The sequence below is a fragment of the Novosphingobium aquae genome, from assembly GCF_037572715.1.
Classification (GTDB): Bacteria; Pseudomonadota; Alphaproteobacteria; order Sphingomonadales; family Sphingomonadaceae; genus Novosphingobium; species Novosphingobium aquae.
On record NZ_JBBHJY010000001.1, the window covers coordinates 235,882 to 250,052 of the forward strand.

15 protein-coding genes and 2 riboswitches are annotated in these 14,171 nt (G+C 64.7%); of the genes, 11 read left to right on the top strand and 4 right to left on the bottom strand.

Translation table 11 applies throughout. The annotated features are described in order from the left end of the window. Window positions 1-39 precede the first annotated feature (39 nt). The 8 genes from WG900_RS01300 (at window position 40) to WG900_RS01335 (ending at window position 7,988) form a co-directional block, all read left to right on the top strand. The gene (locus tag WG900_RS01300; RefSeq protein ID WP_339964114.1) at window positions 40-747 is read left to right on the top strand and encodes an aspartate/glutamate racemase family protein; all 708 of its coding nucleotides are present in this window, start codon (window positions 40-42) and stop codon (window positions 745-747) included. Next, complete coding sequence (locus tag WG900_RS01305; protein ID WP_339964116.1) at window positions 722-1,921, top strand: deoxyguanosinetriphosphate triphosphohydrolase; 1,200 nt, start codon at window positions 722-724, stop codon at window positions 1,919-1,921. The genes WG900_RS01300 and WG900_RS01305 overlap by 26 nt, the downstream gene beginning before the upstream one ends. After that, window positions 1,914-2,651, top strand: a complete 738-nt coding sequence (locus WG900_RS01310) for an NAD(P)H-binding protein (protein WP_339964117.1) — start codon at window positions 1,914-1,916, stop codon at window positions 2,649-2,651. The genes WG900_RS01305 and WG900_RS01310 overlap by 8 nt, the downstream gene beginning before the upstream one ends. A 51-nt stretch (window positions 2,652-2,702) precedes the next feature. Next, a riboswitch (glycine riboswitch) is annotated at window positions 2,703-2,809 on the top strand. Next, window positions 2,810-2,893, top strand: a riboswitch (glycine riboswitch). Window positions 2,894-2,927: 34 nt separating this feature from the next. Continuing rightward, on the top strand, window positions 2,928-4,055 hold the full coding sequence (gene gcvT / locus WG900_RS01315; protein ID WP_339964118.1) for a glycine cleavage system aminomethyltransferase GcvT: 1,128 nt from the start codon (window positions 2,928-2,930) through the stop codon (window positions 4,053-4,055). 11 nt (window positions 4,056-4,066) lie between these two features. Beyond that, window positions 4,067-4,438: a glycine cleavage system protein GcvH gene (gene gcvH / locus WG900_RS01320; RefSeq protein ID WP_339964119.1), complete on the top strand. Its 372-nt coding sequence runs from the start codon at window positions 4,067-4,069 to the stop codon at window positions 4,436-4,438. Between the two features lie 103 nt (window positions 4,439-4,541). Then, window positions 4,542-5,912: an aminomethyl-transferring glycine dehydrogenase subunit GcvPA gene (gcvPA, locus tag WG900_RS01325; RefSeq protein WP_339964121.1), complete on the top strand. Its 1,371-nt coding sequence runs from the start codon at window positions 4,542-4,544 to the stop codon at window positions 5,910-5,912. Beyond that, window positions 5,909-7,480 (top strand): aminomethyl-transferring glycine dehydrogenase subunit GcvPB, encoded by a 1,572-nt coding sequence (gene gcvPB / locus WG900_RS01330; RefSeq protein WP_339964123.1) that lies wholly within the window; start codon window positions 5,909-5,911, stop codon window positions 7,478-7,480. Before gcvPA ends, gcvPB begins: the two co-directional genes overlap by 4 nt. A gap of 7 nt (window positions 7,481-7,487) precedes the next feature. Continuing rightward, entirely contained in the window at window positions 7,488-7,988 is a 501-nt protein-coding gene (locus WG900_RS01335) for a CcdC protein domain-containing protein (RefSeq protein WP_339964125.1), read from the top strand. Window positions 7,989-7,993: 5 nt separating this feature from the next. Here the strand turns inward: WG900_RS01335 and WG900_RS01340 are convergent, their stop codons facing one another. Next, window positions 7,994-8,131: an entericidin A/B family lipoprotein gene (locus WG900_RS01340; protein WP_339964127.1), complete on the bottom strand. Its 138-nt coding sequence runs from the start codon at window positions 8,129-8,131 to the stop codon at window positions 7,994-7,996. Window positions 8,132-8,225: 94 nt separating this feature from the next. Further along, entirely contained in the window at window positions 8,226-9,149 is a 924-nt protein-coding gene (locus WG900_RS01345) for a DMT family transporter (RefSeq protein WP_339964129.1), read from the bottom strand. 80 nt (window positions 9,150-9,229) lie between these two features. On the opposite strand from WG900_RS01345, the gene WG900_RS01350 reads away from it, so the two are divergent. Then, window positions 9,230-9,454, top strand: coding sequence for a hypothetical protein (locus WG900_RS01350; protein ID WP_339964130.1), 225 nt, complete (start codon window positions 9,230-9,232; stop codon window positions 9,452-9,454). A 9-nt stretch (window positions 9,455-9,463) separates the two neighbouring features. Here the strand turns inward: WG900_RS01350 and WG900_RS01355 are convergent, their stop codons facing one another. Next, window positions 9,464-10,987 (bottom strand): CpaF family protein, encoded by a 1,524-nt coding sequence (locus WG900_RS01355; protein ID WP_417596666.1) that lies wholly within the window; start codon window positions 10,985-10,987, stop codon window positions 9,464-9,466. Window positions 10,988-11,207: 220 nt separating this feature from the next. Between WG900_RS01355 and WG900_RS01360 the strand changes: the two genes are divergently transcribed. Together WG900_RS01360 and WG900_RS01365 are read left to right on the top strand one after the other, a co-directional pair. Then, complete coding sequence (locus tag WG900_RS01360) at window positions 11,208-12,119, top strand: DMT family transporter (RefSeq protein WP_339964133.1); 912 nt, start codon at window positions 11,208-11,210, stop codon at window positions 12,117-12,119. A gap of 75 nt (window positions 12,120-12,194) precedes the next feature. Next, complete coding sequence (locus WG900_RS01365; protein ID WP_339964135.1) at window positions 12,195-12,686, top strand: DUF6265 family protein; 492 nt, start codon at window positions 12,195-12,197, stop codon at window positions 12,684-12,686. Here WG900_RS01365 and WG900_RS01370 read toward each other — a convergent pair. Next, window positions 12,634-14,142 carry a hypothetical protein gene (locus WG900_RS01370; protein WP_339964137.1) on the bottom strand — a complete coding sequence of 503 codons (1,509 nt, stop codon included), beginning with the start codon at window positions 14,140-14,142 and terminating at the stop codon, window positions 12,634-12,636. The genes WG900_RS01365 and WG900_RS01370 overlap by 53 nt on opposite strands. Window positions 14,143-14,171 lie beyond the last annotated feature (29 nt).

Here is a 14,171-nt window from a genome sequence, read left to right on the forward strand (position 1 = left end):
AAGCAGGGGACCGGGTCCATCCCTCAAGGAGAATTGGCGTTGCGCAAACTCGGCCTTATTGGCGGCATGTCGTGGTATTCGACGCGTACCTATTATGAGCACATCAACCGGCTGGTGCAGAAGCGGGTCGGACAGCGCCATTCCGCGCCGTTGCTGATCGAAAGCCTCGACTTTCAGGATCTGCAACGGCTTTCGACTGCGGACGAATGGAAAGAGGCGGCCAAGACGCTGGCCCAGTCGGCCAGACGGCTGGAAAAGGCCGGAGCGACTGCGATCATCATCGGTGCCAATTCGATGCACAAGGTTCACGCCGATGTGCAGAAGGCGGTCGACGTGCCGGTGATCCACATCGCCGAATGCGTCGCGGAACGCGTTGCGCAGGACAAGCGCAGCAAGGTCGCTCTTATCGGCACGCGCAACGTGATGCTGGAAAGCTTCTATCGCCAGAAACTGATCGAGCGCGATATCGAACTGCTGCCACCCGAAATTGCCTTCGTCGATTCGCTCGACCGGATCATTTATAACGAACTGCTTCTCGGCAAGGTCAGCCGCCAGGCCGAGCGCGAGCTCAAGACGATTCTGACCAACCTTGGCCAGGACGGCGCGCAGGCGGTGGTTCTCGGCTGCACCGAGCTGGAAATGCTCGTCGATGTCGACGCTGCGGTGCTGCCCCTCTACGACTGCACCCGCATCCATGCCGAGGCTGCGGCCGAGTGGATCCTTGGCGAAGCGACACCGGGGGAGTGAGGTCCTGACCCAACATTTCCGCGCGCCCTATGCCAGCGATCCAGCGCAAAGCCGGGGGCGCGAGTTTGCATCGTCCGACGGGTTGGCGCGGGGTCCTCGCGGCCCGTTTCAGCGCGACCGCGACCGCATTATCCATTCGATCGCCTTCCGCCGGCTGCGCCACAAGACGCAGGTGTTCATCGCACCTGACGGCGATCATTATCGCGTGCGCCTCACGCACAGCCTTGAAGTCGCGCAGATCGGCCGCACGATTGCGCGCATGCTGGGCGTGGACGAAGACCTGACCGAGGCCCTGTGCCTTGCTCATGATATTGGCCACCCGCCGTTCGGTCATTCGGGCGAGGACGCGCTGAGCGAGGCACTCAGCGCGCAGGGCGGGTTCGATCACAACGCGCATTGCCTGCGCACACTGATGCGGCTGGAAAGCCCGTACTGCGAGTTCGACGGGTTGAACCTCACGTGGGAACTGCTCGAAGGCCTCGCCAAGCACAACGGCCCGGTGAGCGATCCCAACTGGGCGCTGGCCGAGCTCGATGCCGCCTATCCGCTCGGCCTGAGCGACTGGTGCGGGCTGGAAGGGCAAGTCGCGGCGCTGGCTGATGACATCGCTTATGACAACCACGACATCGACGACGGTCTGCGCGCGGGCTTCCTCGATCTGGAGGACCTGCTGACGCTGGACTTCGTGGCCGATCACTGGCGCGACGTGGAGCGGCGCTATCCGCTGGCCCCGCGCGATCGGCAATTGCGCGAACTGGTGCGCAGCCAGATCGGCTGGATGGTCAACGATCTGATCGCGCAGACGCAACATAATGTAAAAGGCCTTGAATCCGCTGATGCTGTCCGCAAGGCAGGGCGCATGATCGCAAGTTTCTCACCCGAAGTCGCAACGCAGGAGCGGCGACTGAAAGCCTTCATGTACGAACGCCTTTATTATCACCCCGACCAGATCGAAACCGCCGCCCGCGCTAAGCAGGTGACCGCAGGCCTCATTGCCGCCTATCGCGACAATCCCGCGCTGATGGGCAAGGACTGGGCCGACCGCGGGCACGAAGCCGAGCCTGACCGCAGCCGCCACATTGCCGACTATATCGCCGGCATGACCGACCGGTTCGCCATATCAGCCTATGCCCGCATCTTTGGCGAAACGCCGGAGGGCCTGTCCAATGTCTAGGCCGGTGCGCATCTGCCTGGTCGGCGCGACCGGCCTTGTCGGCACGGCGCTGATCGAGGCCTGCGTCGGGCGCAGCGACGTCAAGCTTGTCGCCGTGTCGCGCAATGAGGCCGAGCTGCCCAAGGGCGCGCGCATGGAAGTGCTGCTCGCCCCGACGACGGGCTGGGAAGACGCCATCGCTGCCGCCCAGCCGGACGTGCTGGTGATCGCGCTCGGCACGACATGGAAGCAGGCCGGCAAGAGCGAGGCGCAGTTCCGGCTGGTTGACGAGAAGCTGGTGCTCGATTGCGCGAAGTGGGGCCTTGCCGCCGGAGCGCGCCAGCTCATCCTCGTCTCTTCGATCGGCGCCAACCGCCACGCCAAGCAGCTTTACCTGCGGGTGAAGGGCGAGGTGGAGGACGCGCTGGTCAAGATCGCCTATGGCCGCATCGACGTGCTGCGTCCTGGCCTGCTGATTGGCCGGCGGAAGGCACGCCGCCCGCTCGAATGGCTTGCGCAGATCGCCAGCCCGCTAATCGACCTTTTGCTGCGGGGAAAGTACCGGCAGTACCGCTCAATCCATGTCGAGGTGATGGCTCAGGCCATGCTGGCGCTGGCGCACCAGAAGTCGCGCGGGCGCTTCGTATATGAACATGACGAGATCCTGCGCGCGATCCGCCGGCAGGCGCTCGAACAGAGCGTGCGGCGCGCGGTGCACAGCGGCACTCCGAAGCCGGGCACTGTGGAATAGGCCTCGGCGCGGTTGACTCCGCCCGCCAGCGCCGCCAATCGACGAAAAGTCGCTGGCTGCGCGGGAGAGATCTCGTGATTCGGTTAAAAACCGGATTTAGGGACGCCGAAGGAGCAACCGCCCCGGAAACTCTCAGGCAAATGGACCGTGCCGGCCAATAGCGACGCTCTGGAAAGAGGTGCGTGAAAATCGCATCCGCCGAAGGGGTAATGCTCTCAGGCTTCCGTGACAGAGGGGGCACCTGAACTGGTGTGCTGACTGTTACGGAGTTGTGTCTTGAGCGAAACCGACGATCATATCGAAGAACCGGAGGTTCTGACCCTCCCGCTCGATGCCTGGCACCGCGCTCGCGGCGGCCGCATGGTCGAGTTCGCCGGCTACTGGATGCCGGTGCAGTACGAAGGCATCATCGCCGAACACCTGTGGACGCGTGAAAACGCCGGCCTGTTCGACATTTCCCACATGGGACAGCTCTACATCAGCGGCGAAGGCGTCGAGGCTGCGCTGGAAGCCGTACTGCCGATCGACCTTTCGACGCTGAAGCTGGGTTCGATGCGCTATTCGCTGCTGCTGGATGAGAACGGCGGCGTGCTCGATGACCTTATGGTCACGCGCTGGGGCACGGGCTTCTACCTCGTCGTCAACGGCGCGACCAAGTGGGACGACATCGCCCACTTGCGTGAACACCTGCCCGACGAAGTGACGATCAACCACCTCGACGATAGCGCGCTGCTGGCCTTGCAGGGCCCGCAGGCCTTCGCCGCGCTCGAACCGCTGGTCACGGGCGAAACGCCGCTGTCCGCGCTGACCTTCATGAAGGGCGCAGCGTTCAAGCTAGGCGGCATCGATGCGTGGATCAGCCGCTCGGGCTATACCGGCGAAGACGGCTTCGAAATCTCGATTCCGGCGGAAAATGCTGCCGAGCTGGCCGAACTGATCTGCGGCCAGCCGCAGGTCAAGCCGATTGCGCTGGGCGCGCGCGACAGCTTGCGGCTTGAGGCCGGACTCCCGCTTTACGGGCACGACATGGATACCGAAATCGATCCGGTCAGCGCCGACCTGACCTTCGGCATCAACAAGCGCCGCCGCGCAGAAGGCGGCTTCATCGGTGCCGAGCCCGTGCTCAAGGCGCTGGCCGATGGCCCGGCGCAAAAGCGCGTGGGCCTGACCCTCGATGGCCGGCAGGCCGCGCGTGAGGGCGCGCTGGTATTCAGCGGCGACAAGCAAGTTGGCCGGGTTACGTCGGGCGGCTTCTCGCCCAGCCTCGAACGCCCGATCGCCATGGCCTATGTCGATGGCGATCTCGCCGCCGCCGGCACCGCGCTTGAAATTGATGTTCGTGGCAAGCGGCTGGCCGCTACGGTCACGCCCATGCCTTTCGTTCCCCACCGCTATCACCGCTGAGGAGTTTCCCTATGCCCCGCTATTTTACCCAGGACCACGAATGGATCGACGTTGACGGCGATGCCGGCACCGTTGGCATTACTGACTACGCACAAGGCCAGCTTGGCGACATTACCTTCGTCGAGCTGCCCGATGCAGGCGCGACGTTCGGCAAGGGCGACAGCGCCTGCGTCGTCGATTCGGTCAAGGCCGCGAGCGACGTCTACACGCCGGTATCCGGCACCGTGACCGAAGCCAATGCCGCGCTCGGCGATGCCCCCGAACTGGTCAACACCGATGCCGAAAGCGGCGGCTGGCTGTTCCGCATCACCCTGTCCGACGCTGCCGAGCTGGACAGCTTGATGGACGCGGAGGGCTATCAGGACTTCATCAAGGGACTGTGATCTGCGCGTCGTCCCGGGCTTCGACCCGGGACCGCTGCCGGATCAAACCCACCTCAATACCCGGAGGCCAGCGGTCCCGGGTCAAGCCCGGGACGACGATTAGATGCGATATCTCCCCCTGACCCCCGCTGAACGCGCCGACATGCTCGGCGTCATCGGCGTGGACACCGTTGATGCGCTGTTCGAGGACGTGCCCGCTGCCGCGCGGCTGCCCGGGCCGGTTCCCGGCCTGCCGATGCACGCCAGCGAGATGGCGGTCGATCGCCATATGTCTGCGCTCGCCACGAAGAATCTGTCCGCTGGCGCGGCACCGTTCTTTCTCGGCGCAGGGGCCTATCGCCATCACATCCCCGCCTCTGTCGATCACCTGATCCAGCGCGGCGAATTCCTTACCGCCTATACCCCGTACCAGCCGGAAATCGCGCAGGGCACGTTACAGGTGCTGTTCGAGTTCCAGACGCAGGTTGCGCGGCTGCTCGGCACCGATGTCGCCAATGCTTCGATGTACGATGGCTCGACCGGTTGCTGGGAAGCCGTGGTCATGGCCGGGCGCGTCACGCGGCGGAAAAAAGCGGTGATCTCGGGCGGGCTCCACGCGCATTATGTCGCGACCTGCCAGACCATGGCAAAGTTCACCGGCGACGAGCTGGTGGTGGGGACTCCTGCACTATCGGCTGATACCGATGACGAGGAAGTGATCGCGGCCATCGACGGCCAAACCTCATGCGTCATCGTCCAGTACCCCGACATGCTTGGCCGGATCCCTGATCTGGAGGCAATCGCCGCCGCCGCTCAGGCTCACGGCGCGCTGGTCATCGCCGTGGTGACCGAGCCGGTCGCGCTCGGCCTGATCGAGGCGCCGGGCCACATCGGCGCGGATATCGTCGTGGGCGAAGGCCAGTCAATCGGCGTCGGGCTCAACTTCGGCGGGCCTTACCTCGGTCTGTTCGGTTGCCGCGAGAAGTACCTGCGGCAGATGCCGGGTCGCCTCTGCGGCCAGACCGTCGATGCCGAGGGCCGACGCGGATACGTTCTGACTCTGTCGACGCGCGAACAACACATCCGGCGCGAGAAGGCGACGAGCAACATCTGCACCAATTCCGGCCTCTGCGCGCTGGCGTTCTCGATCCATATGACGCTGCTGGGCGGGGAAGGGCTGGCAAAGCTGGCCCGCATCAACCACCAGGCCGCGCGCCGCACTGCTGATGCTCTGGCGGCGATCCCGGGCGTTTCGGTGCTCAACGATGCCTATGTCAACGAATTCACCGTCGTTCTCCCGCGCGAGGCGCGTGAAGTTGTGCGCGAACTGGCGGACCGGGGCGTGCTCGGCGGCGTGCCGCTGGGCCGGCTCTATCCGGGCAATGATGCGCTCGCCAAGGGCCTGCTGGTCTGCGCCAGCGAACTGACCACCGATGCCGATATCGAAGCCTTTGCCTCGACACTGAGCGAAGTCCTTGAAGGAGTCCCCGCATGAACGCACCCAACGCTTCCGGTTGGCGGCCCGCGATGGGCGAGGCTGGCGATCACGAGCTTCCGCTTGCCACGGCCAGCGGCGACAAGGGCCTCGCGCTCGAAGAAAAACTGATCTTCGAACTCGGCCGCCCCGGCACGTGCGGCGTCGATATGGACGAACCGGCGGGCGCTGTCGTCCCCGGCCTGTCGAAGTTCCTTCGTAAGGCTGCACCCGCGCTTCCCGGCCTGTCCGAGCCGGAAACGGTCCGCCACTACACGCGCCTTTCCCGGCAGAACTACGCGATCGACCTCGGGCCGTTCCCGCTGGGATCGTGCACGATGAAGCACAACCCGCGCCTTAATGAAAAGGTCGCGCGGTTCCCCGGCTTTGCCGACGTTCACCCGCTTGCACCCCAGCGCACAGTGCGCGGTGCATACGAGGTGATCAACGAGCTGGCGCACTGGTTGATCGAGCTGACCGGCATGCACGGCGTTGCCATGACCCCCAAGGCCGGGGCACATGGCGAACTGTGCGGGTTGCTATGCATCAAGGCGGCAATCGAGGCGCGGGGCGAAGATCGCAAGATCATCCTTGTCCCTGAATCCGCCCACGGCACCAACCCGGCAACCGCCGCTTTTGCGGGCTTCGGGGTGGAAAACATCCCCGCCAACGCCGATGGCCGCGTCGATCTCGATGCGCTTCTGGTGCGGCTGGGGCCTGACGTGGCGGGGGTGATGATCACCAATCCCAACACCTGCGGCCTGTTCGAGCGCGACATGAAGGCGATTTCCGACGCGGTGCACGCAGCCGGCGGCTACGTCTATTGCGACGGCGCGAACTTCAACGCCGTGGTTGGCAAGGTGCGCCCCGGCGACCTTGGCATCGATGCTATGCACATCAACCTGCACAAGACCTTCTCCACTCCGCACGGCGGCGGCGGACCGGGTTCGGGGCCGGTGGTGCTGTCCGAAGCGCTCTCGCCTTTCGGCCCGTTACCTTTCACCGCGAAGGGCAAGGACGGCGTGGTCCACCTCATCGAGGAAGAGGACGCCGCAGCCTATGGCCACAGCCAGTCCTTCGGGCGCATGGCCGCGTTCCACGGCCAGATGGGCATGTTCACCCGCGCGCTGACCTATATCCTCAGCCACGGCGCGGACGGTCTGCGCCAGGTTGCCGAGGACGCGGTGCTCAATGCCAACTACGTCCTGCGCAGCCTTGAGGACGTGCTGAGCGCGCCCTTCGCCAAGGCCGGCCCCTGCATGCACGAAGCGCTGTTCAGCGACGATGGCCTGCCCGATGGCTTCACCACGCTCGACATCGCCAAGGGACTGATCGACGAAGGCTTCCACCCGATGACGGTCTATTTCCCGCTGGTCGTCCACGGCGCGATGCTGATCGAGCCGACCGAGACCGAGAGCAAGGACGGCCTCGATCGTTTCATCACCTCGATGCGCAGCCTGGCCGCGCGGGCACGCAATGTCGATCCCAGCCTGAAGACCGCGCCGCATCACGCGCCGCGCCGCCGGCTTGACGAGACGCAAGCCGCGCGCAAGCCTGTGCTGACGTGGAAAGAGGCACCAGCGGGGTAATCCAGGCATGCAACAGGGGGGCTGGCTTCAGACGATCCTGCCGTTCGTGATCATCGCGGTGGTCATGGCGCGCAGGTGGAAGACTATCGACAAGCCGGTCGCGCTGCGGACGGGGCGGATGTGGATCATGCCGGCAATCCTGACGGTACTGATCGGGGCGATGCTGTATGCCATGCCGCCTGCGCCGCTGGGCTGGGGTGTGTTCGCGCTGGGCATAGTGGTCGGGAGCGCGGTTGGCTGGCAGCGCGCGCGGCTGATGCGGTTCCATCTTGATGAGGAATCCGGCGCGGTCATAGTTCGCCAGTCGCCGCTGGCGTTTCTGTTCATTGTCGCGCTGTTTCTCGCGCGGCGGTTGCTGATCCCCGGAAGGGAAGCTCAAGCCGCCGGGCAGGTCGCGTCGGCGGGTTTGCCGCTTGTCACCGATGCGCTGCTGGGCTTCGCGTTGGGCATGATTATCGGCATGCGGATCGAAATGTGGCGACGCGCAAAGGCTCTGCGCGCCGCCTGATTGGCTTACTTGCCGTTGATGGCTTCATCGCCTGCTTCGCCGGCTGATTCGATGTCCTTGCCAAGGCCCTTGACGGTATTGCAGGCGCTGGCGCCGAGGACGAGGCTGCCGGCAATGGCGGCCATGATGAACTTGCGGATCATTGGGTGAACTCCTGTTGTGGGCTCATCCTGCCTAACGCGCGAACCTCGCCCCGCGATGAACCGACCCCTTCGCTTCGTCGCCTGCCGGCAACGCCTAGTCGTTGACTTGCTGGATCGAGACTTCCTGCCGGCGCTTGCGGGCCAGCACCTGTTCACGAAAGGCGATGATTGCGCCTGCCGCGATGATCAGCGGCGCGCCCAGCCACAGCGCCTGCGTGGGCAATTTGTCCCACACCAGCCAGCCATAGCCGGTCGCCCAGATCAGCTGGGTATAGTCGACCACGATCACGCTGGCGACCGAACCGTGGCGCAGCGATGCGGTCATCAGCAATTGTCCGATGGCCCCCGTCACGCCGAGCGCAATCACCGTCAACCAACCGAACAGCGTGTGCCCGGTCATGTAGAACGGCATCAGTGGGGCCATCAGCAAGGTGCCGAACAGCGAGAACCAGAAGACGATCGTTACCGAACTCTCGGTCTTGGACAGGTCGCGGATCAGGTAATTGATCACCGCGACCATCAGCGCCCCCGTCAGCATCAGGGCGACGCCGAGGCTGGACACCGGCTCTCCGCCCGGCTGGGCGACGATCACGACACCGGCGAAGCCGAGCAACACGGCCGACCAGCGCCATGGGCCGACCTTGTCCTTGAAGAAGAACGCCGCAAGCACCACGGCAAACAGCGGGCAGGCAAACGACAATACGGTCGATTCCGCCAGCGGCAGCAGCACCGTGGCGGTGAAGGTCATCGCCATCGAGGTCATGCCTACCATCGCGCGGGCAGCATGGTTGCCGATGCGTTTTGTGCCGAATTCGTGGAGCTGGCGGGTCAGCGCCATCCACAGCACAATCACCGGAAGGCATGCCGCCTGCCGCCAGAACATGATCTCGGGCACCGAAACCCCGCTTTCACCGGCGTATTTGATGATCATGAACATCGTGCCGAACGCAGCCACGGCCGCCACGCGCAGGGCGAGGGCATAGAGTGGGCGTTGCGGGCGTTCCATCACGATGGCCATGGGCTCTGGCCTAAGAGCCTCGCTCCGGAGGTGCAAGCGGGGGCCTTGCCTTTCGGTCATTCAGCGGCCACGGGGCGGCCATGATTTCCGATTGGCTGGACGATGAAACGCTGCGCTGGTTTCTGCTGCCGGGACTGGCCGCACTGGCGCTGGCTGCGTTCGGCTGGTGGCGTGATCGCAAGCGCCGCAACCGCAGCGATCCCGACGCGGTCGGGGTGATCGACTGGACGACGCTGTCCTTCTGGGCTTCGCTGCTCGCCTGCCTGCTGCTCGCAGGGGCGCTGCGGGCGTGGATTAAAGGCTAGAGCCTGAGCTTACAGGCAGGCTTCCAGATAGGCTTGATCGAAACCGAATTGGCGCGCTTTTTCAAGCGTATAGGGGCGCAGGCCAGAAGCGCGGAATTCGCCGATGATCTTGCCGTCCTCGCTCTCGTCGAGGTATTCGAACTTGAACAGGTTCTGGGTGACGATGACATCGCCTTCCATGCCGATGACCTCGGTGATGTCGGTGGTGCGGCGCGAACCGTCGCGCAGGCGCTTGACCTGCACGATCAGGTCGACCGATTCGGCGATCTGGCGGCTGATGGCCTCCTTCGGGATCTTGATGTCGCCCATCAAGATCATGTTTTCCATACGGCCAAGGCATTCGCGCGGGCTGTTGGCGTGAAGCGTGCACATCGAACCATCGTGGCCGGTGTTCATTGCGGCGAGGAGGTCGAAACATTCCGCGCCGCGGATTTCGCCGAGGATGATGCGGTCAGGACGCATACGCAGGGCGTTCTTCACGAGATCGCCGATGGTGATGGCGCCCTGGCCTTCAAGGTTCGGCGGGCGCGTTTCCAGCGGCAGCCAGTGCGGCTGCTGCAGCCGAAGTTCGGCGGCGTCTTCGATGGTCAGCACGCGCTCGCCCGGGTCGATCATTTTCGACAGGGCGTTGAGCATGGTAGTTTTACCCGAACCCGTACCGCCCGAGATGACCACGTTCATTCGGCAAGCACCGGCGATCTTCAGCGCCGTGGCCATCTTGTCGTTCATTGATCCGAAGTCGCGGAGCATGTCGATGGTAATCGGCTTTTCGGAGAACTTACGAATCGAGATCGCGGTGCCGCGCAGTGACAGCGGCGGCACGATGACGTTGACGCGGCTACCGTCCTTGAGGCGGGCGTCGGCCAGCGGCGTGGTCTGGTCAACACGGCGGCCGACCTGGTTGACGATGCGCTGGGCGATCTGGAACAGGTGCTGCTCGTCGCGGAAACGGATGGTCGAAAGGGTCAGCTTGCCCTTCTTTTCCACGTAGGTCTGGTCGGGGCCGTTGACCATGATGTCCGAGATGTCGGGATCGTTGAGCAGCTCTTCCAGCGGGCCAAAGCCCAGAAGCTCGTCGATCAGTACCTTTTCCAGCGCGAACTGTTCGCGACGGTTGAGCGTGATCTTCAGCTCGGCGAGCACCTCGAGGATGATCGGGCGGAATTCTTCGGACAGTTCGTCCTTGGTCAGCGTGGCCGCCGCTTCGGGATCGACGCGTTCGAGCAGGCGCGGCAGCACCTGCTCCTTGATCTTGTGGACCGAGGCTTCGAAGCCTTCGAGTTGGTTGGTATTTTCGACAACGCCGTTGGCACGGTCGGCCAGACGGGTCAGCGCGTCGGCCTTCATTGCCGGGCCATCGCTCTTCGCGCCGCTGTCATCAAAGCTGGGGAGCGGCGGGAACTGGTCGCCACCGGGCATTCCGGCCATACCGGGGAGCGAGGCTCCGCCGCCCATGCCCGCTTCTGGAGGCGCGCCGGCACCACTGCGCATAGGCTTGGCCACGCCGAACTGGGGGCGTGCCCCCGGCGACATCGCGCCTACACCACTCTTCCGCCCGAATGCACTCATTGGCCCGCTCATCCTTGTCGCCTGCGCCAGCCTTCCAAGACAGGAAGACGCACCAGGCAGCTACATGGATGCCGTAATATGGTTTAAACTTTGAAAACTTCCTAAATGTCGGGGCAAGAGTTGCACTTTTCTGCCTGCGTCCTGTATCCGCGGGCGATTGACGGGAGCGCGCTCCCCCTTGGGAGTGCCGCCGATTTCTGTCCACCATCCTGAACGCATCGCGCCCGAACGCATTGGTTTGGCCTGGGCCCTGATAGGCTTTGCCGCACTGTCGATTGGCGATGCCGTGATCAAGTCGATCAACGGAGCCTGGGCGCCCACGGCGATTGCCGCGATGCGCTATGTCCTGGGTGCCGCGGGGCTGGGCGTGCTGCTCGCCCTGCGCGAGGGCCGCGCCGGATTTTCCATGCCCAGCCCGGCGCTGCAATTGCTGCGCGGGTTCGGAGTGAGCATCGCCACGGTCGGTTTCTTTGCGGCTGTCACCTACATGCCGCTGGCCGAGGCGACGTCGATCACCTTCACCAGCCCGATGATCACGGCGCTGCTTTCGTCGCTGTTTCTGGGCGAGCCGGCCCGGCGTGAGACCGTGCTGGCATCCATCGTCGCCTTTGCCGGCACGTTGATTGTCCTGCGGCCGAACCTCGCCGAGCTTGGCCTTGCCGCGCTGCTGCCGCTTATGAGCGCTGTGGGGATGAGCCTGCTGATGATCGGCAACCGGGCAACGGCCGGCAAGGCAAGCCCGTTGGCATCGCAATTCTTCGTCGCCAGTATAGCCGCGCCGCTGCTGGTGGCGGCGACGGTGATCGGCAATTTCAGCGGCGTTCCCCGGCTTGCGCTTGGCATGCCGGACTGGACCATTATCGCGCGCTGCGCCCTGGTCGCCTGTTCGGCCAGCTTTGCGCACTGGGCGATCTTCAAGGGCACGGCGAAATCGGGAGCGGCGGCCGTCGCGCCGATGACCTATGTGCAGCTGCTGGTTGCCACGGTGCTGGGCGTGGTGTTCTTCGGTGATTGGCCAGACGGGCCGACGCTGCTCGGCTCGGCGTTGATCGTTGCTGCCGGACTGTGGTTGTGGCGCGCGGGATCGCGGCGTTAAGCCGGGGTTTAACGGGCATGGCGCAATCGCTATATGTGGCCTGAAGTTAAGGGCCACCACACCTAGGGGATGGCGATGACAATCCTGCATTCGATTCTGATGGCCGCCGCACTGACCATCGGTGGACCCGCGCCCGAGGTGAAGTCCGAGAACGAGGGCCTGCCCGCGTGGCTGGCCGGGACCTGGGTGCTCGAAGACGGATCGGCCTGGGGCGACGAGGTGTGGATGGCGCCGCGCGGCGGCGTGATGATCGGCATGGCGCGCACCGGCTTTGGCCCGAAACTTGAGAACTGGGAAGTCACCCGCATCCAGCGCAAGGCCGATGGCCGCATCACCTTTTTCGCCCAGCCATATGGGCGCACCGCCAGCGAATTCCCGGTTGCCGTGCAGAGCGACGAGGCGATCGAGTTCGCCAATCCGCTCCACGATTACCCGCAGCGCATCCGTTATTGGCGGCAAGGGCAGCTGCTGATGGCGGAAATATCGAAGATCGACGGATCAAAGGCCGTGCGCTTCAATTACCGCCCGGTCGCGCCGGCGGTGCTGGAGACGCCGCCGAAGCAGTGACCTGCGGCGAGCGGGCCGGTGCATTGCAATCGCCCCAGACGTCGATGCGGTAGCTGCGATAGTTTTCGTGATAGTCGCGGGTGAACCAGGGCCGGCAATGCTGTGCCACGTAACCGCGCACCAGCGGTGCGGTGCGGGCGTTTTCCTCCCACGGTTCCCAATTGTTGTAGGTGACGACCACATCAGGTCGCCATGCCAGGTTGCGCTGCACCTCGGCGGCGGCATCGAACTGGCTGACGCCTTCCTCGGGCGGGAAATAGAGGTGGAAGTTGTTGAGCAGCGGGCTGGGCGGGTAGCTGTCCAGCATGGCGTAGAGCCAGACCGGGCCTTCATAGACGAACAGGCGTGGGCGGGGGTTGCGGGCGCGGATATCGGCGGCGATGCCCTCCATCGCAGCGTGGGCTTCGGCGCGTTTTGCGAAGGCGAACATCGGGCTGTTGGCGGCAAAGACCAGCGCGGCGGCGGCGGCGGCGCCGAGTCCGACGGCTCCCCGGTTGAACAACACGGCGCTCGCCACCGACAGCGGCACCAGCACGGGCAGCAGGTAGTGTTCGTAGAAATTGGGGACGAGGACGAAGCCCAGCAGCGCCGCCACGATCCAGCCGCCGATGAACTGGCGCGGGGTGTGGCGCTCTGCCAGCACCAGCCCGGCAATCGCGCCGAGCAGCAGCGGCGATGACAGCTTGGCCAGCGCGCTGATCCGCACCCAATGGTCGCCGACGGGGTTGTAGGCCTTGCGCAGGTTCGATGTGACCATGGCCTGCCAGAAGGCATCGAAATGTCCGATAACCGCATAGAACGATGCGAACAATGCGAAGGGCAGGGCACCGGCAAGCGCCAGCAACAGACCGCGCCGAACCACTTGCGCTCCGCTCGCGCCATCTTGCCGCAGCCGCCACACCGCCGCGAGGCCGAGGAACAGCGCTTCAGGGGCAGCGGACTGCTTGTAGGCGATGGCCAGCCCCGCCAGCGCCATCGCCGCCAGCATTCCGCGCCATTCTCCGCGCAGCACCAGCAGGGCCGCCAGCGCCATCCACAGATTGTAGAACACCGGCGACTGCCCGCCCGCGCCGCCGAACAGCGCGAGGCTGAACAGGTAAACGCCCCCCGCCGCCAGCGCGCCTTGGGTCCCGGTGAAGCGCAGGGTGATGCGCGCGATGACGAAGGCCGTCGCGCTGGCGAAAAGCCACGCAGCGATCTGGTAGGCCCATACCGAGCGCGAAATCCCGGAGATCAGGTAATAGGTCAGGAACAGCGCCGGGCCTTTGCGATCCCAGACGTCCACGTAGGGCAGCAGCCCATCGTGCATTCGCTGACCGGCGAGGAAGTAGAACAGTTCGTCCGAGAAGTAGCTGAGATCGCCGAACACCGATGCGCGGGTGATCAGGCCGACCAGCAGCATCAGGCCAAACTGCGCGGCGGGCCGGTCGATGAGGGCGAGGCGGGTTTCAGCCATGAATAGCGCAGGTTTAGACCAAGCCCCGG

Bases quoted from the DNA above. Each gene is read 5' to 3' on its own strand.
- WG900_RS01310 (WP_339964117.1), top strand. From the start codon at position 1,914: ATGTCTAGGCCGGTGCGCATCTGCCTGGTCGGCGCGACCGGCCTTGTC.
- gcvH (WP_339964119.1), top strand. From the start codon at position 4,067: ATGCCCCGCTATTTTACCCAGGACCACGAATGGATCGACGTTGACGGC.
- gcvPA (WP_339964121.1), top strand. From the start codon at position 4,542: ATGCGATATCTCCCCCTGACCCCCGCTGAACGCGCCGACATGCTCGGC.
- gcvPB (WP_339964123.1), top strand. From the start codon at position 5,909: ATGAACGCACCCAACGCTTCCGGTTGGCGGCCCGCGATGGGCGAGGCT.
- WG900_RS01335 (WP_339964125.1), top strand. From the start codon at position 7,488: ATGCAACAGGGGGGCTGGCTTCAGACGATCCTGCCGTTCGTGATCATC.
- WG900_RS01340 (WP_339964127.1), bottom strand. From the start codon at position 8,131: ATGATCCGCAAGTTCATCATGGCCGCCATTGCCGGCAGCCTCGTCCTC.
- WG900_RS01345 (WP_339964129.1), bottom strand. From the start codon at position 9,149: ATGGCCATCGTGATGGAACGCCCGCAACGCCCACTCTATGCCCTCGCC.
- WG900_RS01350 (WP_339964130.1), top strand. From the start codon at position 9,230: ATGATTTCCGATTGGCTGGACGATGAAACGCTGCGCTGGTTTCTGCTG.
- WG900_RS01355 (WP_417596666.1), bottom strand. From the start codon at position 10,987: ATGTCGCCGGGGGCACGCCCCCAGTTCGGCGTGGCCAAGCCTATGCGC.
- WG900_RS01365 (WP_339964135.1), top strand. From the start codon at position 12,195: ATGACAATCCTGCATTCGATTCTGATGGCCGCCGCACTGACCATCGGT.
- WG900_RS01370 (WP_339964137.1), bottom strand. From the start codon at position 14,142: ATGGCTGAAACCCGCCTCGCCCTCATCGACCGGCCCGCCGCGCAGTTT.